This window comes from Kocuria himachalensis, assembly GCF_054784195.1.
Genome location: NZ_BAAGPL010000023.1, coordinates 32,101 through 54,646 on the forward strand (window position 1 = coordinate 32,101; position 22,546 = coordinate 54,646).

At 74.1% G+C, this 22,546-nt stretch carries 25 protein-coding genes; 7 read left to right on the forward strand and 18 right to left on the reverse strand.

The window, feature by feature from the left end; genetic code table 11:
- Positions 1-9 precede the first annotated feature (9 nt).
- The 5 genes from ACYVM4_RS15935 to sigK form a co-directional block, all read right to left on the reverse strand.
- Entirely contained in the window at positions 10-963 is a 954-nt protein-coding gene (locus ACYVM4_RS15935) for a hypothetical protein (protein ID WP_368822505.1), read from the reverse strand.
- Between the two features lie 90 nt (positions 964-1,053).
- Positions 1,054-1,968 (reverse strand): hypothetical protein, encoded by a 915-nt coding sequence (locus ACYVM4_RS15940; protein WP_460669164.1) that lies wholly within the window; start codon positions 1,966-1,968, stop codon positions 1,054-1,056.
- Entirely contained in the window at positions 1,965-2,186 is a 222-nt protein-coding gene (locus tag ACYVM4_RS15945) for a hypothetical protein (RefSeq protein ID WP_460669165.1), read from the reverse strand. The genes ACYVM4_RS15940 and ACYVM4_RS15945 overlap by 4 nt, the downstream gene beginning before the upstream one ends.
- Positions 2,187-2,225: 39 nt before the next feature.
- Complete coding sequence (locus tag ACYVM4_RS15950) at positions 2,226-2,984, reverse strand: anti-sigma factor (RefSeq protein ID WP_460669166.1); 759 nt, start codon at positions 2,982-2,984, stop codon at positions 2,226-2,228.
- Entirely contained in the window at positions 2,981-3,589 is a 609-nt protein-coding gene (gene sigK / locus ACYVM4_RS15955) for an ECF RNA polymerase sigma factor SigK (RefSeq protein ID WP_368822510.1), read from the reverse strand. The genes ACYVM4_RS15950 and sigK overlap by 4 nt, the downstream gene beginning before the upstream one ends.
- Before the next feature lie 292 nt (positions 3,590-3,881).
- Here sigK and ACYVM4_RS15960 point away from each other — a divergent pair, with 292 nt between their 5' ends.
- Positions 3,882-4,652, forward strand: a complete 771-nt coding sequence (locus tag ACYVM4_RS15960; protein WP_460669167.1) for a hypothetical protein — start codon at positions 3,882-3,884, stop codon at positions 4,650-4,652.
- A 21-nt stretch (positions 4,653-4,673) separates the two neighbouring features.
- Positions 4,674-5,354 carry a class F sortase gene (locus tag ACYVM4_RS15965; protein WP_460669168.1) on the forward strand — a complete coding sequence of 227 codons (681 nt, stop codon included), beginning with the start codon at positions 4,674-4,676 and terminating at the stop codon, positions 5,352-5,354.
- On the opposite strand, the gene ACYVM4_RS15970 is transcribed toward ACYVM4_RS15965, so the two are convergent.
- On the reverse strand, positions 5,333-5,932 hold the full coding sequence (locus ACYVM4_RS15970; protein ID WP_368822513.1) for a TetR/AcrR family transcriptional regulator: 600 nt from the start codon (positions 5,930-5,932) through the stop codon (positions 5,333-5,335). The genes ACYVM4_RS15965 and ACYVM4_RS15970 overlap by 22 nt on opposite strands.
- A gap of 99 nt (positions 5,933-6,031) precedes the next feature.
- Between ACYVM4_RS15970 and ACYVM4_RS15975 the strand changes: the two genes are divergently transcribed.
- A complete protein-coding gene (locus ACYVM4_RS15975; protein ID WP_460669169.1) occupies positions 6,032-6,868 on the forward strand; it encodes an alpha/beta fold hydrolase in 837 nt (278 codons plus the stop codon).
- A 112-nt stretch (positions 6,869-6,980) separates the two neighbouring features.
- On the opposite strand, the gene ACYVM4_RS15980 is transcribed toward ACYVM4_RS15975, so the two are convergent.
- The 6 genes from ACYVM4_RS15980 to ACYVM4_RS16005 all read right to left on the reverse strand — a co-directional run bounded on the left by ACYVM4_RS15980 (position 6,981) and on the right by ACYVM4_RS16005 (position 13,846).
- Positions 6,981-7,325, reverse strand: a complete 345-nt coding sequence (locus tag ACYVM4_RS15980; RefSeq protein WP_460669170.1) for an antitoxin — start codon at positions 7,323-7,325, stop codon at positions 6,981-6,983.
- A gap of 61 nt (positions 7,326-7,386) precedes the next feature.
- Positions 7,387-8,802: an FAD-binding oxidoreductase gene (locus ACYVM4_RS15985; RefSeq protein ID WP_368822518.1), complete on the reverse strand. Its 1,416-nt coding sequence runs from the start codon at positions 8,800-8,802 to the stop codon at positions 7,387-7,389.
- 182 nt (positions 8,803-8,984) lie between these two features.
- Positions 8,985-10,496, reverse strand: a complete 1,512-nt coding sequence (locus ACYVM4_RS15990) for a gluconokinase (RefSeq protein ID WP_460669171.1) — start codon at positions 10,494-10,496, stop codon at positions 8,985-8,987.
- 35 nt (positions 10,497-10,531) lie between these two features.
- Positions 10,532-11,569 carry a zinc-binding dehydrogenase gene (locus tag ACYVM4_RS15995; protein WP_460669172.1) on the reverse strand — a complete coding sequence of 346 codons (1,038 nt, stop codon included), beginning with the start codon at positions 11,567-11,569 and terminating at the stop codon, positions 10,532-10,534.
- A gap of 121 nt (positions 11,570-11,690) precedes the next feature.
- Positions 11,691-12,467 (reverse strand): SDR family oxidoreductase, encoded by a 777-nt coding sequence (locus ACYVM4_RS16000; RefSeq protein ID WP_368822523.1) that lies wholly within the window; start codon positions 12,465-12,467, stop codon positions 11,691-11,693.
- Entirely contained in the window at positions 12,467-13,846 is a 1,380-nt protein-coding gene (locus ACYVM4_RS16005; protein WP_368822525.1) for a GntP family permease, read from the reverse strand. The genes ACYVM4_RS16000 and ACYVM4_RS16005 overlap by 1 nt, the downstream gene beginning before the upstream one ends.
- Positions 13,847-13,986: 140 nt before the next feature.
- Here ACYVM4_RS16005 and ACYVM4_RS16010 point away from each other — a divergent pair, with 140 nt between their 5' ends.
- The 4 genes from ACYVM4_RS16010 (at position 13,987) to ACYVM4_RS16025 (ending at position 16,376) form a co-directional block, all read left to right on the forward strand.
- On the forward strand, positions 13,987-14,697 hold the full coding sequence (locus ACYVM4_RS16010; RefSeq protein ID WP_460669173.1) for a FadR/GntR family transcriptional regulator: 711 nt from the start codon (positions 13,987-13,989) through the stop codon (positions 14,695-14,697).
- A 51-nt stretch (positions 14,698-14,748) separates the two neighbouring features.
- The gene (locus ACYVM4_RS16015) at positions 14,749-15,510 is read left to right on the forward strand and encodes a YoaK family protein (RefSeq protein ID WP_460669174.1); all 762 of its coding nucleotides are present in this window, start codon (positions 14,749-14,751) and stop codon (positions 15,508-15,510) included.
- A 29-nt stretch (positions 15,511-15,539) separates the two neighbouring features.
- Positions 15,540-16,019 carry a nucleoside deaminase gene (locus ACYVM4_RS16020; RefSeq protein WP_368822531.1) on the forward strand — a complete coding sequence of 160 codons (480 nt, stop codon included), beginning with the start codon at positions 15,540-15,542 and terminating at the stop codon, positions 16,017-16,019.
- A 156-nt stretch (positions 16,020-16,175) separates the two neighbouring features.
- Positions 16,176-16,376 (forward strand): antitoxin, encoded by a 201-nt coding sequence (locus tag ACYVM4_RS16025; RefSeq protein WP_368822532.1) that lies wholly within the window; start codon positions 16,176-16,178, stop codon positions 16,374-16,376.
- Between the two features lie 156 nt (positions 16,377-16,532).
- On the opposite strand, the gene uvrA is transcribed toward ACYVM4_RS16025, so the two are convergent.
- The 6 genes from uvrA to ACYVM4_RS16055 all read right to left on the reverse strand — a co-directional run bounded on the left by uvrA (position 16,533) and on the right by ACYVM4_RS16055 (position 22,496).
- Positions 16,533-19,019, reverse strand: a complete 2,487-nt coding sequence (gene uvrA / locus ACYVM4_RS16030) for an excinuclease ABC subunit UvrA (protein ID WP_460669194.1) — start codon at positions 19,017-19,019, stop codon at positions 16,533-16,535.
- 89 nt (positions 19,020-19,108) lie between these two features.
- Complete coding sequence (locus ACYVM4_RS16035) at positions 19,109-19,939, reverse strand: FAD:protein FMN transferase (protein ID WP_460669175.1); 831 nt, start codon at positions 19,937-19,939, stop codon at positions 19,109-19,111.
- A gap of 302 nt (positions 19,940-20,241) precedes the next feature.
- Positions 20,242-20,676: a hypothetical protein gene (locus tag ACYVM4_RS16040; protein ID WP_460669176.1), complete on the reverse strand. Its 435-nt coding sequence runs from the start codon at positions 20,674-20,676 to the stop codon at positions 20,242-20,244.
- A gap of 226 nt (positions 20,677-20,902) precedes the next feature.
- Positions 20,903-21,268: a hypothetical protein gene (locus ACYVM4_RS16045; RefSeq protein WP_460669177.1), complete on the reverse strand. Its 366-nt coding sequence runs from the start codon at positions 21,266-21,268 to the stop codon at positions 20,903-20,905.
- Between the two features lie 234 nt (positions 21,269-21,502).
- Positions 21,503-22,183, reverse strand: coding sequence for a YqjF family protein (locus ACYVM4_RS16050; RefSeq protein ID WP_460669195.1), 681 nt, complete (start codon positions 22,181-22,183; stop codon positions 21,503-21,505).
- A 49-nt stretch (positions 22,184-22,232) separates the two neighbouring features.
- Positions 22,233-22,496 carry a hypothetical protein gene (locus ACYVM4_RS16055; RefSeq protein ID WP_460669178.1) on the reverse strand — a complete coding sequence of 88 codons (264 nt, stop codon included), beginning with the start codon at positions 22,494-22,496 and terminating at the stop codon, positions 22,233-22,235.
- Between the last annotated feature and the right edge of the window lie 50 nt (positions 22,497-22,546).

The window sequence follows — 22,546 nt, forward strand, 5'->3', positions numbered from 1 at the left end:
CGTCCGGGGTCAGTGGCGGGTCAGTCCCCGGTCGTCCCTGGCGGAGGCGTTCTTCGGCGCCCACTCGTCGGGGCCGAGGAGGTCGGCCACCTCGCGGTAGTGGCTCGTGGAGAGGATGCCGAAGCCGGCCTCGACCGCGCGGCGGTAGAAGTGCACGTCGAGGGCGTCGGCGGGCAGGTTCTCGTCGTAGCGGTGCAGGTCGAGCCGCATGGGCACGTTCCAGCTCCGCATCCGCAGGCTGTCCTCCATGTCCGGGATGTAGTGGCCGGCGAACCCGACCACCCGGCGGAGGTCGGGGACCTCCCGGCGGACGTCCTCGACCGTGGTCAGGCCGTCCGGGTGGGTCGGGACGAAGTACACGAGGTCGGGGGCGATCCTGCGGTAGACGGCGAGCTCCGTCAGTCCGTGCACGGCGACCACCACCTGGCTCTCGGCCCGGTGCCCGCGGACGAGCTCGACGACGGCCTCCGGGGTCACGTTCTTGACGTCGAGCCACAGCACCGCGCCGGCCAGCACCGCCCAGGTGAGGAACTCGCCGGCCTCCCGGATGGGGAACCGGGTGACCTCGCCGTAGTTGTCGACCAGGTGCTGGCTGAGCACGTAGTCGGCCGACTGCTCGCTCACGGGCCCGGCGCCGGTGCTCCCGTGTCCCATGACGGCCTCGTGCAGGACCACGCACCGGCCGTCGACCGTGGTGCGCAGCTCGATCTCGATCATCGTGCGCGCCCGGGTGGCCAGGACGTCCTGGGCGGACTCGAGCGCCGAGCAGGGCCACGGTCCCTCGGGGTGGAACCCGGCGCGGCGGGCGAGCAGGAGGGGACCGGTACCGGTCAGGCGGTCGTGGCGGGTGTAGGCGGCCAGTTCGGCCGGCGAGTCGAAGACGATCGAGTGCCTCGCTGCTCGCGACGGCACGTCGGCGGTGACGTGCTCCGGCAGGTCCGGGCGGCGGTAGTCGTTCGGCATGGGGGGACTCCTGGGGGGATGGGAGCGCGGACAGCGGCCGCGGGGGGACGGCCGGCGGGCGGGAAGCGGGGGAACTGCCCGTCCACGTGCTCAGGGGCCCTCGGCCACCCGCGCACGCTCCAACTCTTCCACGTCCGAGGCCGAATACGTGGCTGCGATCTGCATGTCGTTGCCTCCGCGCAGTACATTGCGCGTGCTGAGACCCCTGAAGAGCGTCCGGGGGATGGGCCGGTAGGCGGTGCGGCCGTCGCGGACGGGCCGGATCCCGGTCCCGTGGCGCAGGGCGACGGCGTGCAACCACACGTCGTCGGCCATCGGCGCGCACGCGGTGAACCCGGTGCCCAGCTCGCGCAGGGCGTCGAGCAGGTGCGGCGGATAGAGCACGCCGGAGGTGCCCGTGGCGAAGGTGCGGACGGACGCCTCCGCCGGAGCACCGGGGCTCCACGTGGCGTAGGGCAGGATCCGACCTCCGTCGAGGCGGATCCGGTGGGTGCGGTGGGCGACCACGTCGTGGGGGTGCCGCGCGTGGACCGCCAGCAGCTCCTCGAGCCACGTCGCGCCGTAGAGCACGTCGTCGTCCGCGATGACCAGCGGCAGCTCGTGCCTCGCCCGGGACCGGACGTAGGGGTAGTACTTCTGGTGGGGCCCCCAGTCCTCGGTGCATCTCAGCTCGAGGCCCCGGCGCACCAGCCGGGCCAGCGGTGCGGGCGGGTCGGCGACGACGTCGGCCTCGCGCAGCCACAGGATCAGCCGCTGCGGGCGCACGGTGCCGTGCGCCATCGACTCGACGGCCAGGTGCACCGCGCGGATCCGGCTCCCGTAGGACGTGAGGCTCACGACCACGGGCGCGTCCCCCCGCACCGGCGCGGTCGAGAAGCGGTTCCGGACCCGGAAGTACAGGGCGCTGTGGCTGGTCCGGAACGAGCGCAGCCAGTCGCGGACCAGCTCCCGGGACAGCACCCACCGCAGGGGGTGCGGGCGCCTCCCGCCCGGCCGGGATCTCATGCGGAGCGGGCCAGGGCCGCCCGGGCCGCCTCACCGCCGGGCTGGAGGACGCCGGTGTCGGTCGTGACCGCGATCCAGGTGAAGCCCTGCGCCCGCAGCGCGGCGGCGCGCTCGGGCGAGCCGGCGTAGGCGCCCACCCAGGCGAAGCCCGCGCGCTCGAGGGCGAGCACGGTCCGGGCGTCGCCGTTGCCGTCTCCGGAAGGTTCTGCCTGGGTCATGGCCTCATTCTGGCAGGAGCCGCGGCACGGGAGCTGCGCTCAGATCTCCGTGGTGGCCAGCACGGGCAGGGTGGGCGTCTCGGAGCCGCCGGCGGGCTCCACGGTCATGGCCACCGCCCCGGCCCGGTCGATGTCGCCGTCCAGCCAGACCTGCACCTGTCCTCCGCCGAAGTGCACGTCCGGCACGGGGGTCTCGCCCTGGACGAGCCACAGCTGGTACTCCCGGCCCTCCCCCGGTCCGGCGAGATCGGAGGCGACGAACAGCGCCGCGTCCTCCTGCGCCGAGACCACCAGGGTGGCCGGGTGACCGTCCACCTCGAGCTGGCGGGTGGTGACGTCCGGGGCGCTCAGCAGCCGGTTCTGCCGGTCCTGCTCCTGGGCCATGAGCTGCTGCTCCCGCTGCTCGGTCTGGGTGCCGACGGCCCAGCCGCCCAGGGCGGCGCCGGGCAGCAGCACGGCGGCCGCCGCGGCGGCCAGCCACCGGCGCCGGGGTCGGCGCCGGTCCGCCAGGGACACGGGCGCTTCTCCGGCCCGGTCCTCCGGTCGCTGCTCCTGCCGCGTCCCGCGCACGGCCGCGAGGACGTTCTCGCGCAGCGCCGGAGGCGGCGGCTCGGCGACAGGGGCGGCCAGGTGCGCCCCGACCTCCCCGAACGCGGCCACCTCCGCCTGGCAGGACGCGCACCCGCGCAGATGGAGCTCGAACGCGGCCCGCTCGCCGGGCTCGAGCGCGTCCACGGCGTAGAGCGCCGCGTCGGCGTGGACGTCGCCGGCCCGGTCGTCCCCCTGGATCTCCTTCACTGCCGCACCCCCAGTGCCGATCTCAGATTGTTGAGCCCGTCGCGGATCCTGGCCTTCGCCGTGCCCAGCGGGACGTCCAGGTGCTCCGCGACCTGGCGGTGACTGTACCCCCGGTAGTACACCAGGCAGACGGCCTCCCGCTGGAGCGGGCTGAGCGCGCCGAGCTGGGCCCGCACCTCCCCGGAGTCCAGGGACTGCTCCACCTCGCTCCACGTGGAGTCGGACGGGGTCTCGGCCTGCCGGACCTCGTACTGCTGGTCCCGGTCCCGCTCCCGCTGGCTCTGCCGGATCCGGTCCACCGCGCGGCGGTGGGCCATGGTGCACAGCCAGGCCAGGGCCGTGCCGCGGCCGGCGTCGAAGCGCTCCGCCTGCTGCCAGGCCATCAGGTAGACCTCCTGGACCACCTCGGCGGCCAGCTCCGGGGAGCGGACCAGCCGCAGCACGAGTCCGTAGAGCGTGGACGACGTCGCGTCGTACAGCTGGGCGAAGGCGTGCTCGTCGCCGCCCGCCACCCGCCGCAGCAGCTCCGCCTGTTCCTCGGTCCGCCCGGGGACGGGAACCGGGGCGCCGGTTCCGCGGCTCCGGCCGGTCGGTCCTTCGCTCACACGATCTCGCTGTTCACTCGGGGAGCAGCACCTCGCCCGGGTCCTGGACGAGAGCAGTGTCGAACTGCACCCTCCCACACCAGGTCGATGTAAGGCCATCGACACACTCATCGTCTCCATGACTCCTGTTCGTCGCGGAGCGGGCATCGGACGGGTCCGCTGCCCGTCCGGGTGCGTCGAGAAGTTTTCTCCCCCCGCACCCATCCGGGGGCCGCGCGGCGGCGAACTCACCGTGCACACACCGAAAGTGCGCACATGGCACGATCCCCCGCACAACACAGGAGAGCAACTGATGCGCAAGTCCATGTTCCTCACAGTCCCCACCCTGGCCCTCGGCGCGCTCACGATGGCGGCGGTCCCCGCCTCCGCCCACGAGGGTGACATGTGGTCGACCCAGGCCACGCTGAACTCCCTGAACGGCTCCGGCACCACCGGCGACGTCATGGTCGACGTCCACGGCACCGAGGCCACCGTCACGATGAACGTCTCCGGCGCTGCCGAGACGTTCATGGACGGCCCGTTCCCGCACGCCCAGCACATCCACATCCACGGCCAGGGCACCTGCCCCGGCCCGGAGGCCGACACCGACGGCGACGGCGTGGTCAACACCACCGAGGGCCACCCCTCCTACGGGATGATCGGCACCTCGCTGACCACGGAGGGCGACACCAGCCCCGACTCCGGTCTCGCCGTGGAGCGCTTCCCGGGCGGATCCGCCTACTCCTACGAGCGGACCTTCCAGCTGGACGGGCCCACCACCGAGGCTCTGAAGAACGGCACGGCGGTCGTCGTGGTCCACGGCGTGGACCCGGCGAAGATGCCGGCCGCGGCCGCCGAGAAGATGAGCGACCTGGACCCGGCGCTGCCCGCGGCCGCGACCCTGCCGGCCGCGTGCGGCACCCTGACGGCCGCCCAGATGGGCGCGATGCCCGAGGGCGGCGCCGACACCGGCGTGGCGCAGGAGACCGGCTCCACCACCGAGGCCGTGGCCCTCGGCGGCGGGATCCTCGCGGCGGTCGCCGGCAGCGCTTGGGCGCTGCGCCGGCGTGCTGTCCGGGCCTGATCCCACAGGACGGTTCCTGCCATGACGGGATCGACCACCGGTCGTCGCGGAGGCCTGCTGGCCTCCGCGGCGCCCGCCGTCCTGCTCGTCACCGGCTGCGCCGCCTCCGACGACGGCGCCCCGGCGACTTCCAGCTCCCCGGCGTCATCGGCGGCGACGGCGACGGCGTCGGCGGCGGCGTCGCCGAGCACTGCCCCGCGCGCGAGCACGGCACCGAGCACGAAGCCGAGCCCGCAACCGCCCGTGCTCGACGCCTCCACACCTGTCTCACTGACCATCCCGGCGATCGGCGCCGAGTCCGAGCTGCTGCACCTGGGGCTGCGGGAGAACGGCTCTCTCGAGGTCCCGCCCGAAGGACCCGGCGCCCCGGCGAGCTGGTACACGGCCTCCCCCACGCCGGGCGAACGCGGCCCCGCGGTGCTGCTGGGCCACGTCAACGCCACCGGTGGCGGCCCCGGGATCTTCGCGGACCTGCGGGCCCTGGAACCCGGGGACACGGTCGAAGTGGCCCGTGCGGACGGGTCCACGGCAGTGTTCGCCGTCGAGCGCGGGGAGCAGTACGGCAAGGACGACTTCCCCACCCTCGAGGTCTACGGCAACACGGAGGGGTCCGAGCTGCGGCTGATCACCTGCGACGGCTACGACCCGGCGACCGGGGAGTTCGACGACAACTACGTGGTCTACGCGTCCCTGGTGCGCTGAGCGCCGCCGCCGGAGCGCTCGGAGGGCATCGCCGCCTGCACGAGCACCTCCGCGGCCCGGCGCGCCTGCGCCGCGGCCTCGGGGGTGCCGGCGATCGCGGCGGTCGTCTGGGCCCCCTCCGCCAGGATGCACAGCTGCGGGCCCAGGTCCGCAGGACCGCCCGCGGTCTCGACGAGGGCGGCGACGTAGTCCTGGAACGAGCGCTTGTGCACCCGCGCCGCCTCGGCCACCTGCGGCGAGACGGCGCCCAGTTCCCCGAAGGCGTTGATGAAGCCGCAGCCGCGGAAGGAGTCCTCGGCGAACCAGTCCGCGAGGTGGTCGTAGACGGCCAGCAGCCGCGCCCGCGGGGTGTCGGACCGGTCGACGCGCTCCCGGACCCCTTCCTCCCAGAGCCGGTGGCGCCGGGCGAGCACGGCGAGCACGATCTCCTCCTTGGACGGGAACAGGGCGTAGAGGCGCTTGAGCGAGACCCCGGCCGCCTGCCGCAGCTCGTCCATCCCCACCGCCTGGACGCCGCGGGCATAGAACAGCCGGTCGGCCGTCTCGACGACGTGCTCGCGGGGATCGGTGGAATCCATGCCCCCAGTCTATTGCGCGGAGAACGACCGTTCCCTAGGCTTCAGAGTGGAGAACGGTCGTTCTCCGCATTCGTCGCACCAGCGAGAGGAAGAACCTCCATGGGTCACATCACCGTCGGCACCGAGAACAGCACCGACATCGAGCTGTACTACGAGGACCACGGCAGCGGTCAGCCCGTCGTCCTCATCCACGGGTACCCGCTGGACGGCTCGTCCTGGGAGAAGCAGACCGCCGCCCTGCTCGGGGCGGGGTACCGCGTGATCACCTACGACCGCCGCGGGTTCGGCCGCTCCAGCCACCCCACGACCGGCTACGACTACGACACGTTCGCCGCCGACCTCGACATGGTCCTGCGCACCCTCGACCTGGACGACGCCGTGCTGGTGGGCTTCTCGATGGGGACGGGCGAGGTGGGGCGCTACCTCGGCACCTACGGGTCCTCCCGGGTGGCCAAGGCGGTCTTCCTGGGCTCGCTGGAGCCCTACCTGCTGCAGACCGAGGACAATCCCACGGGGGTGCCCCAGGACGTCTTCGACGGCCTGGCCGCCGGTGTGACGGCCGACCGCTACGCGTTCTTCACCGAGTTCTTCGGCAACTTCTTCAACACGGACACGTTCCTGGGCACGGACCGGCTGAGCCAGGAGATCGTGGACGCCAGCTGGAACATCGCCACCCGTTCCGGGGCCGTGGCGTCGGTGGCCGCGCAACCCACCTGGCTGACGGACTTCCGGGCCGACATCCCCCGGATCGACGTGCCGGCCCTGATCGTGCACGGCACCGCGGACAACATCCTGCCCATCGACGCCACCGGCCGGCAGTTCCACAAGGCCCTCCCGCAGGCGGAGTACCTCGAGATCGAGGGCGCTCCGCACGGGCTGCTCTGGACCCACGGCGCGGAGGTGAACGAGGCCCTGCTGGACTTCCTGGCCCGGTAACCGCACCCACCCCGAGCGGGACGGTCGTCCGCCGCCGGGGACGACGGACCCCGCCTGCCGTGCCTCGAGGGCTGGCAGGCGGGGTCCGTCGTCGCCCCGTGACGGGGACCGCTCAGAGGCGGGGACCCGGGCCCTGGCCCTCGTGGCCGGGCACGTCACCGGGCCGGTCGGTCGCAGCCGGGCCTCCCGGCTGCCCGTCCAGGCGTTCGCCGGGCGTCGGGCCGCCCGTGGTGGGGCCGTCCGTGGTGGGGCCGCCCGTGGTCGAGCGGCCGGGGGCGTGGCCGCCGCCGAGGAACTGGCGCGCCTTCTGCTGGACCGTGCCCACGTGGCGCTCGTACTTGCGCCCGGTGCGCTTGTCGACGAAGCGGCCGGCCTGGTCGAGGACCTTGTCGACCTTGTCCGGGTTGCGCTGGGCGAGCTGCTTGGCCTTGGCCGTGAGCCCCTTGAAGTTCACCATCACGTCTCCTTCCGAGAGTGGTCACCGCGCGCGGGACCGCCGCGGTGCTGCCCTGAGTCCATCATGCGGAGCTGTCCGCCGGCTGGCCGCTGACGGGAGGTGGGCGCTCCTGGCCGACCACGTGCTGGAAGCGCAGCAGGTTGTCCGGGTCGTAGAGCGCCTTGGCCCGGACCAGACGGGCGTAGACCTCCTCGGACCACGCCCGGGCGTGCTCGCTCTCTCCGCCCGGGACCCCGTGCATGTTCACGAAGGCCCGTCCCGTGGACCACGGGGCCATGGCCTGGAGGATCTCGGACAGCGCCCGGGGCGTCGCCTCGGCCACGTGGGGCGCGAGCCAGCCGATGAGCTCCAGGAAGAACGCCGCGTCCCGCCCCGTGACCGCGTCCTGGATGCCGTCCGTCCGGGTGAAGGCACCACCCATCAGACGGATCCCCACCTCCGGCAGCGGGCACCGGCTGCCGGGTCCGGCGCGCTGCAGCAGCGTCATGACCGCGGCGGCGTCGAACTCCCGCAGGAACTCCCCCGTCAGCACGTAGAGGCCCGGTTCGGTGGCGTCCATGTGCACCTGGTCGATGTCCCGGTAGTCCATGGGCCCCACGAGGTCCAGGACCGGCCGGGAGACCTCCCGCATCGGCGCGAGGAGCCGGACCCCCTCGTCCTCCGGGCCCACCCAGCAGAAGCGCAGGTGCACCAGCATCTGCTTGTGCAGCTGCTCGGGGACGGTCGGGTCGTGCGGCATCCAGCGCAGGGCCACGGACGTGGAGGCGTGCTCCGGCAGGGTGGGCGCCCACCGGCTGAACGCGCTCAGCACGTCCTGGGCGTCGGCGCCGGGGTAGAAGATCCCGCCGCCGTAGAGGCCCTCCAGCGGGACGAGGTCGAGGGTCATGGAGGTGACGAGCCCCAGGTTGCCCTTGCCCCCGCGCAGCAGGGCGAACAGCTCGGGCTCGTGCCGGGCGTCCACGTGGCGCAGCCGCCCGTCGGGGGTCACCACGTCGAGGCCCAGGAGGTGGTCGGCGGCGAAGCCGAAGACCCGCCCGAGCACCGGCAGCCCGCCGCCCAGGGTGTAGCCGACCGCCCCGGCGTCGCTGGCCGAGCCGTTGAGCACCGCGAGCCCGTGGGGCGCGACCGCGTCGATCACGCGGCGCCACCGCACGCCGGCGCCGATCCGCGCCGTCCGGCGGCGGGGGTCGATTTCGAGCTCCTGCATCCGGTGGGTCGTGACGAGCAGCCCGCCCTCCATGGGCTGGTCCGCGCCGTGCCCCGTGGACTGGACCCCCACGGGCTCGTGGTGGGCGGCGGCCCACTGCATCACGGCCACCACGTCGGCGGCGTCGGTCACGCCGACCACCGCGTCCGGGTGGTGGACGGCGGCCAGGTTGAAGCCCGCGACCTCCTGCTCGAAGCCGTCCTCGTCCGGCAGCAGGACCGGGCCCCGGACCTGCCGGTGGAGTTCCTCCACGTCCGTTCTCGAGATCATGGGGCCCCCTCGGCACCGACGATCCTCGGTGCGGGGCCGGACGGTCCCGCACGCACCACAGAACGGCTCCATTCTCCCACGCGGACCCGCCGGTGCGCCCTCTCGGACCGTGCACGGGATCGTCACGGAGCGCCGGGCGGGACGGCCCGGCCGGCGTGGCGGGGGTGGAGCGGCGGGAGGGGTCAGCCGCGCTCGAGCGGCAGGGCCGGCGCCAGCCGGCGCAGGGACGTGAAGGTGGGCACGAGGGCTTCGTAGAGCTGCTCGAACACCGGTTGCAGGGAAGCGTGGACCGCGGCGTCGGCGGGGTCCGGGCGCACCACGGACTCCACCTCCACCAGCTCCGAGGCCACGTCGACGGACTCGATCAGCCCGAGGGCCTGCATCCCGAGCAGCGCGGCACCGAACCCGGAGCCCTCGTGGCCCGGGGCGAAGGAGATGTCCGTGCCGAGGACGTCGGCGAGCAGCTGCCGCCACAGCGGGCTGCGGGCGAAGCCGCCGGTGGCGCGGATCTGCTCCACGGCCAGACCGGCCGAGCGCATCGACTGCAGGACCAGGCCGAGCTGCTGGCACACCCCCTCCAGGGCCGCGCGCACCAGGTGCTCGCGGCGGTGGGCGCGGGTCAGCCCCACGTAGGCGCCCTTGGGCAGGGCGCTCCAGTGCGGGGCGCGCTCGCTCAGCAGGTAGGGCAGCATGAGCAGCCCCCCGGACCCGGCCGGGACGCTCGCCGCGAGCGCGAGCAGCTCCTCCTCCGGCTCCTCCCCCAGGTCGGGGGCGAGGGCGTCCCCGGCCCAGCCCAGGACCACGCCGCCGTTGTTGATCGCCCCGCCGACCACCCAGCGCCCCGGCGTCAGGGCGTAGCAGAAGACCCGTCCCAGCGGGTCCACCACGGGACGGTCGACGACGACGCGCAGCGCGCCGCTCGTGCCGATCGAGCAGGCCGCGACCCCGGGCCGGACCGCGCCCAGACCGAGGTTGGCCAGCGGCCCGTCGCTGGCCCCCACCACCACGGGTGTGGTGGCGGGCAGCCCGGTGGCCCGGGCACCCTCGTCCGTCAGCCCGGGCAGGACGTGGGTGGTGGGCACGAGCTCGGGGAGCTGCTCGGGCAGGATCCCGGCGTGGGCGAGGGCCTCCCCGTCCCAGGCGAGCTCGTGGATGTCCATGAGGCCGGTGGCCGAGGCCACGGAGTGGTCCACCACCAGCGCGGCGCACAGCCGCAGCAGCACGAACTCCTTGATGCCGGCCCAGAAGGCGACGCGCTCGCACAGCTCGGGCTCCTGCTCGTGGAACCACACGAGCTTGGGCAGCGGGGACATCGGGTGCACCGGGGTGCCCGTGCGCCGGTGCAGGGCCAGCCCGCCCGTGCTCGCGCGCAGCCGTTCCGCCTGGACGCCGGCCCGGGTGTCGGCCCAGGTGACGAGCGGGGTGAGGGGCTGACCCTCGGGCGAGAGGCCGAGCAGGCTGTGCATCGCGGCGCTGAAGGACAGCCCGGCCACGCGCTCCGCCCCGACCTCCTCGACCACCGCGCGGACGGTGTCCAGCACTGCCTGCAGGATCAGCTCGGGGTCCTGCACGGCGTGGCCGGGGTGCGGCTCCTCCAGCGGGTAGCCGGCCGAGGCGGCGGCGAGCTGCTCCCCGCCCACGGCGAAGGCCACCGCCTTGGTGCTCGTGGTGCCGATGTCGACGCCCACCACCACGGGGGCAGGGTGCCCGGCTCCGGCCGGCCCCGGCATCAGCGCCGCTCCCCGGGGACCAGCGACACGGGGGCCAGCGACACGAGGACCTTGCCGGAGACGGCGGAGTCCCGGGCCGTGGCGAAGGCCTCGGCGGCGCGGTCGGCGGGGAACTCGTGCGTGACCACGTCCTCGATCCCGGGGCGCGCGGCGAGCAGCTCGATCGCCTCGTCGATCTCGTCGTCGAACCGGAAGGACCCGCGCAGCTGGAGCTCCTTGGAGACCAGCGGGGCCAGGTTCACGGGCCGGGCCTCGTCCGGCACCATCCCCACCTGGACGACGACGCCGCCGCGGCGGGCGCCCACCAGCGCCGGGCTCACGGCCGCGGGCACGCCGGAGCACTCCAGCACCACGTCGAACGCCCCGGGCGGGATCTGCTCGGCCCCCACCCGGACGGTGCCGTGCACGCCGATCCCGCGCGCCCGCTCGAGCGGGCCCTCGAGGACGTCCGTGGCCACGACCTCGGCCGCGCCGCGCGCCAGGGCCGCCGCCGCGGCGAGCAGGCCGATCGGCCCGGACCCGGAGACGAGCACGCGCCTGCCGGTCACGTCCCCGGCCACGGTGAGTCCGTGCAGGGCCACGGCCAGCGGCTCGGCGAGCGCGGCCCGGCGCAGCGGCAGCCCGGCCGGGAGCACCCGGACCATGTCCCGGCGGACCAGCAGGTACTCGCTCATCCCGCCCTGGGTGTGCGGCCGGGTGGAGGCGCTGCCCAGGTAGGCCCCGCCGGGCCACAGGTGGCGCCGGTCCTCGATCCCGGGCTCGGGCGTGCCGAACGTGGCCGGGTGGACCGTCACCGGGGTGCCGGGTGCCAGCTCGCCGGCGGGGTCGAGGTCCACCGTGCCGGAGACCTCGTGACCGGGCACGAGGGGCTCCCGGACCACGTACTCGCCGTTGGCGCCCTCGGCCCAGTAGTGCAGGTCCGACCCGCACACCCCGCCGTAGGCGATCCGGAGCCGGACCTGTCCCTCGGCGGGCTCCGGGGTGGGCACCTCCTCGACGCGCAGGTCGTCCTTGCCGTGGATCACGATGGCCTTCATGAGCTCTCTTCCTGGTGCGTCCGGGGGCGCGGCCCCGGGACGGCGCGTGCCGTGCGGGAGCGTGCCGGGTGGTGCGGTGGGGTGGTGCGGTGGGGTGGTGCGGTGGGGTGGTGCTGCCGGGTCAGAGGACGGAGGTCATGCCGCCGTCGACCAGAACGTTGTGCCCCGAGACGAAGCTGGAGGCGTCGGAGCACAGGTAGACCAGCGTGCCCACGAGCTCCTCGACCCGCCCCCAGCGCCGGGCCGGGGTGCGCTCCACCACCCAGCGGTTGAAGTCCTCGTCCTCGATCAGGGCCTGGTTCATCTCCGTGGCGAAGTACCCGGGGGAGATCGCGTTGACCTGGATATTGTGCCGGGCGAGGTCCGCGGCCATCCCCTTGGTGAGCATGACCACCCCACCCTTGGTGGCCGAGTACGGGGCGATGGTCTGCCGGGCGAGCACGGACTGGACGGAGGCGATGTTGACGATCTTGCCCGAGCCGCGCTCCTGCATCCCCGGGACCACCGCGCGGGACACGTGGAACACGCTCGAGAGGTTCGCCGCGACGATGTCCTCCCAGTCCTGGGCCGCGAACTCGGCGAAGGGGGCGCGACGCTGGATCCCGGCGTTGTTCACCAGGATGTCCGGGACGCCGTGCTCGGCCAGGACGGCGTCGATCCCCGTCCGGACGGCCCCGGCGTCGGTGAGGTCGAAGGCCGCCGTGACGGGGGCCGTGCCCGTGCCGGCGGCGATCTCGTCGCGCACCCGGGCGAGGGCACCGGCGTCGCGCCCGTGCAGGACCACGCGGGCGCCGGCCTCGGCGAGGCCGGTGGCCAGGGCCCGCCCCAGCCCCCGGGAGGACCCGGTGACGAGGGCGAGGCGGCCGGTGATGTCGAAGATGCTGGTCGTCGCGGACATCAGGCCACGTAGAAGATCGCGAGGACGATGGCGAAGCCGAGGACGGACTCGATGGCCTGCTGGACCGTCCACGTCTTCAGCGTGGTCTTGACGTCCATGCCCATGAGCCGGCCCACGAGCCAGAAGCCGGAGTCGTTGACGTGGCTGGCGAACACGGACCCCGCGGCGGTGGCGAGGGTGATCGCCGCGATCTGCACCGCGTTGAAGTCCCCGGCGGCCACGGCCGGGGCCATGAGACCGGCGGCGGTGACGAGGGCGACCGTGGCGGAGCCCTGGGCCAGGCGCAGGACCACGGCGATGATGTAGGCGGCGAAGATGACGGGCAGGCCGACACCGTCCAGCGAGGACGCCAGGGCGTCACCGATGCCGGAGGCCCGCAGGATACCGCCGAACATGCCGCCGGCGCCGGTGATGAGGATGACCGACGCGACCGGTCCCAGCGAGGAGTCCAGCACCTTCTCCAGGGCGGTGCCGTGCTCCCCGCGCCGGGTGCCGAGCACGAGGGTGGCCACGAGGACGGAGATGAGCAGAGCCACCGGGGACTCGCCCAGTGCGGACAGGAACTTCACCCACGTGGCGTCCTCGGAGACGACGCCGGCCGCCCGCAGGAAGTTGAGACCCGTGTTCATGAAGATGAGCACCAGCGGCAGGAGCAGCATGGCGATGATCGTGCCGACCTTCGGCGGGTTCTTGGGCTGGTCCTCGTCGATGTCGCCGAAGAAGCCGGGGACGGGAAGCACGTACTTGGTGCCCACGCGCTTGCCCCAGATGTAGCCGGAGACGTACCAGAGCGGGAAGGCGAGCAGCAGGCCGATGAGCAGGACCAGGCCGAGCTCGGCGCCGTAGAGCTCGGTGGCGGCCACGGGACCCGGGTGCGGCGGCACGAAGACGTGCATCACGGAGAACGCGGCGGCGGCAGGCATGCCGTAGAGCAGCACGTTGGTGCCGCCCAGGCGCCGGGCCACGGCGAAGATGATCGGCAGCATGACCACCAGGCCGGCGTCGAAGAAGATCGGGAATCCCATGATCAGCGAGGCCACGCCGAGCGCGAAAGGCGCGCGCTTCTCCCCGAAGACGTCGACGAGCTTGTCGGCGAGCGCCATGGCACCGCCGCTGTGCTCGACCATCTTGCCGAGCATGGCGCCCAGGCCGATGAGCAGGGCCACCGGGCCGAGGGTGGCGCCGAAGGACTCCACCGCCGTGTCGACGACGAGCTCCGTGGGGATGCCGGTGACGAACGCCGTCAGCAGCGCCACGAGGATCAGGGTCAGGAACGCGTGGACCTTGAACCTGATGACGAGGATGAGGATGAGCGCGATGGCGGCCGCTGCGATCGCCAGCAGCGGCGCGGTGCCGAGGGTCTGTGTCCAGTCTTCCACTGAGTTTCTCCGTTGGTCTTGTGCCTGGGGGCAGGCCCTGGGGTCTCGTCGTGAGCCACGACACACGCTAGGCTGACAGAAAGATCATACTTTTGGCAACAGGGGGGCGTGGCCGCGCCCACATGACGGACGGAGCGTCCATGCACGGCGTGGAGCAGCACAGCGGGGTGCTGGACCGGCTCGGCGAGAGCATCGCCTCCGGGGCGCGGGCGCCGGGCACCGTCCTGACGCTCGCGGCCCTCGAGGAGGAGTTCGGGGTCTCCCGCACGCTCGTGCGGGAGGTGGTGCGCGTGCTCGAGTCCATGGGGATGGTGGAGTCCCGGCGGCGGGTGGGCGTCACCGTCCGTCCGCCGCGGGACTGGAACCCGTTCGACCCCCGGCTGATCCGGTGGCGGCTCGGCGGCCCGGGGCGGGACGAGCAGCTGCGGAGCCTCACCGAGCTGCGGACCGCCATCGAGCCCGTGGCCGCCCGCCTGGCCGCGGTCCGGGCCGACGCGCCCACCCGGCGGCGCCTGGTGGAGCTCGCCGCCCGGCTGCGGGAGCTCGGTGAGGCCCGCCGCGGCAGGGACCCCGAGTACCTGGAGGTGGACACCGCCTACCACGCGCTGCTGCTGGAGGCGAGCGGCAACCCCATGCTCGCTGCCCTGCAGGGCGTGGTGGCCGAGGTGCTCGCCGGCCGCACCGCGCTGGGGCTCATGCCCCGCTCCCCCGACCCCGGGGCGCTCGAGGACCACGAGGCCACGGCCGCCGCCGTCGCTACCGGGGACGCGGCCGCGGCCGAGGCCCGGGCGCGCGCCGTGGTGGTGGAGGTGCTCGAGGGGGTCGTCGACGTGACGGAGGACACCGCCTGATCTGGCCGATGGTCTGCTGGCCACGGACCGTGCCGTTCCTAGGCTGGGCACATGGCAACACCCGTCACCGGCTACCTGTCCCGGGTCTCGGGGCCCCGTCGGAGCCCCCGCTACGACCTCCACCTGGCCTGCCTGCTGATCTTCGTCGCAGGCATGCTCAACTCGGCGGGCTTCGTGGCCGTGGCCCTCTACACCTCGCACATGACCGGTCTGACCGCGACCATGGCCGACCACCTCGTGGACGGCGACGTGGAGCTGCTGTCCCTCGGCGCGGTGGGACTGGGGGCGTTCGTGCTCGGCGGCATCTGGTGCGCGCTGCTCTTCAACTGGGGCCGGCGGCGCGGGCTCGGCTGCCGGTTCGCGAACGTGCTGGCCTTCGAGGGCGCGCTGATCCTGGTGTTCAGCCTGACCGCCGAGGCCCTGGAGGAGGACCACCGCGGCCTCGTGCCCGTCGCCGTCCTGTGCTTCACCATGGGGACGCAGAACGCGCTCATCAGCAAGGTCGACGACATCCCCGTGCGCACCACCCACGTCACCGGGATGGTCACCGACATCGCGATCGAGCTCGGGAAGATGCTCTATCCCCACCGCACGGCCGGACCGGTTCCGGTCCGGGCAGACCGCAGGAAGCTGCGGGTGCTGACCGGCCTCGTGGGCCTGTTCTTCCTGGGCGGCGTGGCTGGGACGGTCGGCTACCTGGCCGCGGGGTTCTCGTTCCTGGTGCCCGTCGCCCTGCTGCTGCTGGTCCTGGCCTACCGTCCGGTGGTCCGGGACCTCTCCCGGCGGCGGCCACCCGCCCGCGTCTTCCTGTGAGCCGGCGCCCCCGCACGTAGGCTGGGCCCATGGGCATCTCGGAGACCGACCGCGGACACCTGCGACGCTGCGTGGAGCTGGCCCGCGAGGCCCTCGACGCCGGGGACGAGCCGTTCGGCTCGGTGCTCGTCTCGGCCCGGGGGGAGGTCCTGTTCGAGGACCGCAACCGGGTGGCCGGCGGTGACGCGACCCGGCACCCCGAGTTCGAGATCGCCCGCTGGGCGGCCGCCCACCTGACCCCGGAGCAGCGCTCCGCGGCCACGGTCTACACCTCGGGTGAGCACTGTCCCATGTGCTCGGCGGCGCACGCCTGGGTGGGGCTGGGCCGCATCGTGCACGCCTCCTCCTCGGCGCAGCTCGGCCGGTGGTTGCACGAGCTCGGCGCCCCGCCCGCCCCCGTCGCGGCGCTGCCGATCTCCCAGGTGGCCCCGGGGGTGCCCGTGGACGGGCCGTGTCCCGAGCTGGCGCCGGCGGTGCGGGAGCTGCACCAGGAGCGGCACCGGGGCTGACCCGGGGGATGGCAGGTGACGGCCACCGCCCACGGCTGCGTCGCCGTCGGACGCGACCGCGGCGCGGGGTGGCCAGGGACCCCGCCCGGGGGCCAGGATGGAGGAACACCTCCGGTGGGCGGCGCCCGCCGGAACCGCTCGACGAGAGGAACGATCATGGTGGACATGGGAGGATTCGCGGACAAGGCGAAGAACCTTGCGGACCAGCACCCGGACAAGGTGCAGCAGGGCATCGACCGGGGCGGCGACGCCGTCGACGAGCGCACGGGCAAGAAGTACGAGGGCCAGGTGGACCAGGCCCAGGAGAAGGCCGGCGGTTTCCTCGGCTCCGACGAGAAGGACCAGCAGCAGAACTGATCAGCAGCGGCTGACCGCAGCCTTCGCCCGCCGTCCGGCGCGCGGGGGCTGCGGCGTTGCGGGCCCCTCCCTCCCCGCGGGGTCGCGGCTGACGGCGACGTGGCGGTGCCCGGTCGCCGTCCGCCGCGACCTCGGCGCGGCGGGCAGGGGCGGAGCTCAGGAGAGCGCCGCCGCCAGGTAGGGCGCGGTCCGGCTCCGCTCGCACCCGGCCACGTCCGCCGGGGTGCCGGCGCACACGATCCGCCCGCCGGCCTCGCCGCCGGACGGGCCCATGTCGATCACCCAGTCCGACGACGCCACCACGTCCATGGCGTGCTCCACCACCACCACGGTGTTGCCGGCGTCCACCAGGCGGTTCAGCTGGCGCAGCAGCAGCTGCACGTCCTGCGGGTGCAGGCCGGTGGTGGGCTCGTCCAGGAGGTACAGGGTGTGGCCGCGCCGGGCCCGCTGCAGCTCGGTGGCCAGCTTGATCCGCTGCGCCTCGCCCCCGGAGAGCTCGGTGGCCGGCTGGCCGAGCCGCAGGTAGCCGAGCCCCACGTCGAGCAGGGTGCGCAGGCTGCGCGCGGCGGCCGGGACGTCCGCGAGGAACTCCGCGGCGGTCTCCACGCGCATGCCCAGGACGTCGGCGATGCTGCGGCCCCGGTGGGTGACCTCCAGCGTCTCGGGGTTGTAGCGGGCGCCCCGGCAGTCGGGGCAGGGCCCGTAGGTGCCGGGCAGGAACAGCAGCTCGACGGCCAGGAAACCCTCGCCCTGGCACGTCTCGCACCGGCCGCCGGTGACGTTGAAGGAGAACCGCCCGGCTCCGTAGCCGCGGGCGCGCGCCTCGTCGGTGGCGGCGTAGAGCTTGCGGACCGCGTCGAACAGCCCGGTGTAGGTCGCCAGGTTGGAGCGCGGGGTCCGGCCGATGGGCCGCTGGTCCACCCGGATCAGCCGGTCCAGGTGCTCCAGGCCCTCGACCGCGTCCACCCGCGCTCCGCCGGCGGGCGTGGCGTCCTCCTCGGGGTCGGCGGTCTCCGGGGCCGCCCCGCCGTGCACGTGCCGGCCGACCGTCTCGGCCAGGACCTGGCTGACCAGCGTGGACTTGCCCGAGCCGGAGACCCCGGTGACGGCGGTGAGCACGCCCAGCGGGATCTCCGCGTCGAGGTCCACCAGGTTGTGGCGCGTGACCCCGCGCAGCCGCAGCCGCCGCTCGACCGGGCGGGGCGTGCGCTCCGCCGTCGTGGTCTCCCGGGAGCCGTCCGGGGAGCTGTCCGGGAACAGGAACGGGCGCGTGGCGGACTCCGCGACCCCGGCCAGGCCGGGGACGGGGCCGCTGTACAGCACCGAGCCTCCGCGGTCCCCGGCCTGGGGCCCCACGTCCACGACCCAGTCGGAGCGCCGCACCACGGCCATGTCGTGCTCCACCACGAACACCGAGTTCCCGGAGGCCTTCAGCTCCTCGAGCACGGCCAGCAGCGGCTCGGCGTCGGCCGGGTGCAGGCCCGCCGAGGGCTCGTCGAGCACGTAGACCACGCCGAAGAGCCCGGAGCGCAGCTGGGTGGCGATCCGCAGCCGCTGCATCTCCCCCGGGGAGAGCGTGGGCGTGGACCGGTCCAGGCTGAGGTAGCCCAGGCCCAGGTCCAGGAGCACCTGCAGCCGGGCGAGCAGGTCCTTGGTGATGGTCACCGCGGCCTCGCTGCGCTCCCCCGAGGACACGGCCCGGGAGGCGGTGCCGGCGTGCTCCAGGGCCGCCGTGGGCCGGACCGCCTCGGCCAGCTCGGCCAGGGACGTCCCGTTGAGCTCGGCGATGCTCCGGCCGGCGAAGGTCACCGCGAGCGCCTCGGGGCGCAGCCCGCTGCCGGCGCACCCGGGGCAGGGTCCCGTGACCACGTACTGCAGGACGCGCTCGCGCATCTGCTGGCTCGCGGAGTCCGCCAGGGTGTGCAGGACGTAGCTCTTCGCGCTCCAGAACCGGCCCTTGTACGGCTTCGCCACCCGGTCCCGCTGCGGGGTGATCTCCACCACCGGCTGCTCCTCGGTGAACAGGATCCAGTCGCGCTCCTCCCGCGGGAGCTCGCGCCAGGGGACGTCGACGTCGTGGCCCAGGTGGCTCAGGATGTCGCGCAGGTTCTTGCCCTGCCACGCGCCGGGCCACGCGGCGACGGCCCCGTCCCGGACGGTGAGCGCCGGGTCCGGGACCAGGGAGGACTCGGTGACGTCGTGCACGGTGCCCAGGCCCGAGCACCGAGGGCACGCGCCGGCGGCGGTGTTGGGCGAGAAGGCGTCCGAGTCCAGGCTGCCCGCGGCGGACCCGGGGTAGGTGCCCGCCCGGGAGAAGAGCATGCGCATCGAGTTGGACAGCGTGGTGAGGGTGCCCACCGTGGAGCGCGAGCTGGGCGCGCCGCGCCGCTGCTGCAGGGCGACGGCCGGCGGCAGCCCGGTGATCGCCTCGACCGCGGGGTTGTGCCCCTGCTGGATCAGGCGCCGGGCGTAGGGCGCCACGGACTCGAGGTAGCGCCGCTGCGCCTCGGCGTAGATGGTGCCGAAGGCCAGGGAGGACTTGCCCGACCCGGAGACGCCGGTGAAGGCGACGATCGCGTCGCGGGGGACGTCCACGTCCACGTGGCGCAGGTTGTTCTCGGAGGCCCCTCGGACCCGGACCATGCCGGTGTGGGTGGGGTCGGGGGCCGGGGCGGTGTCGGGGTGGGTGCTCACCGCCTCCACCCTAGCCACCGGCGGGGCCGTGCGAGGACTCAGCGGGTCAGGTGGTGCTCCCGGCGGACCGACCACGCCGTGTCCGCGGGGGCGGGGTCCACACCCCAGGCGGACCACTCGTCCAGGCCGGTGAACCAGCGGGCCCCGTCCCGGCCGGCGACCACGAGGGCCGTGGCGAGCACCCCGGCCAGCCGAGCGTCCGGGCCGGCGACCGTCGCGGACCGGGCGCCCGTCGCGGGTCGCCCGGTGCGCGGGTCGACGATGTGCGCCGGGCGCTCGGCGGTGCCCGACGTCGACACCGCGCCGTTGCCGGGCAGCACCGTCCAGGTGACGGCGCCGGCGTCGTCCGGGTGGCGGATCCCGACCGCCCAGGGCCTCCCGGGCGCGGCGGACCCGCGGGTCACGACGTCCCCGCCGGCCTCCACGCAGGCGTTCGCGCACCCGGCGCGGACGAGGTCGTCGGCGATCCGTTCCGCGGCCCACGCCGTGACGTAGCCCGAGGGGTCGAAGCCGCCGCGCACGGCCCACGGGTCGAAGCAGCCGTCGGTCAGCTGCCGGGCCTCCCGGCAGCGCTGGAGCACGTCCAGCAGGGCACCCTCGGCGGCGTCCCACCGGCTGAGCCGGCGCTCGTCGAGCAGGCCGGAGCGGAGCGCAGTCACGAGCGAGTCGGGGCGGTAGGTGGAGAAGACGGCGTCGACCCACCGCATGTTGGCCACGGCCGTGTCCAGGGCGTGCCGCACGGCGGGCTCGGGCGGCAGACCCTCCTCGCCGGCACGGACGTCGACGGTCACGGAGGTGCCCCAGATCAGCTCGCGGCGGCGGTGCCACCGGCCCTCGGGGCGGCGCAGCTCGACGGCGGGGGCGCTCAAAGCCCGGCCCTCTCGAGGAGTTCCCGGCAGGCCGTGCGGTAGCCCGTCACGGCGGCGTCGGGGCCGCTCACGACGTCGACCCGCGCCGGCTGCCTCGTGAGGGTCTCCTCGTGGAGGACGGGCACGGCGCGGTCGTCGAGCCACTGCGGGGGGCGTGGGGGGAGCGATGTGCGGTCGATGCTTTCGACTATAGAACGGGGGGTGGTGCCGGGCACTGGACTTTCGGACAGAGTTCCCGGTCCGGGGACGCGGAACGGCCCCGTTCCTGCGCCGGCGCAGGAACGGGGCAGTCCTCACCCGGCCTACTCGGCCTGCTCCGCGTCCTCGTCACTGATCTGGATGACCTGCAGCGGCAGGGTCGTGCCCGTTCCGCAGAACTCCGTCTGGCACTCCTGGATGAATCCCGAGAGCACGGCCGGCCCCTCGTCGAAGGCCATGTTGAAGGCCACCGCCTCGTAGTTCAGCTCGACCTCACCGCCCTCGCAGACCCACTGCTTGAAGTAGCTGCCGTTGGCGATCCGTCCCTCGGAGACCCGCTGGGTCACATTGAGGGAGACGAAGATGTTGCTCCCGGCCGTGCAGGTCACCGTGTAGGTGCCCTGGACAGCCGCCCCCTCGGCGATCCGCGTGGCGTCGCTGATGTCGGAGATCTCCATCGCCTGCGCCGGTGCGGCGGCGACGAGACCGACTCCTGCCGCGAAGGCGGCGGCCGTGACTGCCCTGGTGGTTCTTCTCATTGTCCTGTCCCATCCGGTGGAGAAGCGAGGACCGCTTCGCGACTGGTGCCGGCCCGTGGCGCGTTCCCCCGAACGCCCCCGGGCCCCGTGTCTGGTGCGACGTCACCAACGTAGGCGCAGGTCAGGGCGCATCGGCCAACATGGGCGAAGATGACGGACACGATTCGGACACGGCTCCGGTGCGGCCGGGGACCGTTCCGGAACGGGACGCTGGACGGGAGGGCCCTCAGAACGCGTCGTCGATGGGCACCGGCCGGCCGTGCCGGTCGTAGTAGTAGACCCCCTGCGTCTCCGGCGCCTCGTCGGCGGGATCCTCCGGCGACCCTGCCAGGAAGGGACCGCCGTCCTCCCGGGCGCCGAGCGCGAGCACCCCGACGGACACGAGCAGCAGGAGCGCCACCGTGAGCAGCGGTCCCAGCGGCACGGCGCGGACGAGGACGGCCAGGACCACGGTCAGCGCGAGGAGCAGGAGCAGGGCGCCCGTGACCGCCGGCTCGATCGCGCGGTCGGGGCGTGCGGCTCCCGGCTCGTTCGAGGACCGGCCGGAGAACTCCGGCAGCTGCGGCAGCTCGGGAGCGGTCGGTGTGGTCACGGCGGGCCTTTCGCGTGCGGCTCCCCCGGCGGATCGGTCGCGGGGGCGAGCGGCTCCGGGAGCGACCTCGACCGGAGTCCCCCCGGTCGCCCCTGTGGGAGCTGCTTCCATCCTGCACCGCCCGCGCGGTCCGGGGCCTGCCCACTCTTGTGGGGCTGGTGGGGACCGGAGGGCCCGCTTCGGGGGACGCAGGGCCCCGGGGCGGCGGTGGAAGCCGCGCGCGGGCCCGGCGGATCAGGGGCTCCGCACCGTCCGGGGCCGCCCGATCCGGGTCCGGACGCCCGGCGAGAACAGCACCGACTCGGGCGGGCCGTCGACGTCGAGGCCGGCCGCGGCCAGCAGCCCGTCCTCGAGGTGCGTGACCGTGGCGGGGTGCAGCGGCCACGGCTCGTGCGAGACGGGGACGTGCACCGTCCGGCCGGCGAACCTGCTGTGCAGACCGAACCGCGCGGTGAGCTCCACCGACAGCTCGTCGTCTGCTCGGACGGTGCGGTCCGGGCGCACGGCGAAGGAGGACGTCGTCCGTCCGCGGCGGCGTTCCACGTCGTAGCCGCAGTCCGGGTCCGCCCCGTCGGCAGCGACGGCCCGGCACCGCGACCACACGTAGGGGAGGCCGGCGGCGCGGGCGCCGAGGACCACCGCGAGCCGAGGGGCGTCGAGGGACAGGAACACCACGGCGCGCGTGCCGTCCGGCTCGCGCGAGTAGAGGCGCACGTTGATCTCGGGAAAGCTCCCCCACCAGGGCAGGGGCACCGCGGCGCCGAGCCGGATCCGGTGCATGCGGAACCCGACGAGGCCCGCCCAGGCGGAGCCGTCGACCACGTCGGCCCGGACCCCCGGCGGCATCCGCGCAGCCGCGGCGGACACGGGGATCCGCCAGTGCAGGAAGACGGCGTCCTCCCAGCGCTGGTCCATCAGGTGGGGGCGGGGCAGCTCCGGCGCCGCCGCCCAGGGGTCGGCCGGGTCAGCCGTCTTCCTGCTCGTCATCCCGCTCCGCCGGGCCCTCGCCCTCCGTGGGACTGATGGGCCCGGTCGTGGACTCCTTCTCCGTGGCGTCGGTGGCCTCGTCCTCGGCGGTCTCCTCACCCTCGGCGGGAGCCTCCTGCTCCGTGCTCTCCTCGCCACCGGACCCGGAGTTGTCGCACCCGGCGAGTCCCAGGGCGGCGAAGGACAGGAACCCGATCGCCAGCGTCCTCCGCCACCAGTTCTCGCCCGCAGCTGCAGCCATGACCCCTCCTCGGTGGTTCTGCATGAATCCTCAAAGACAAGCACGCTTCC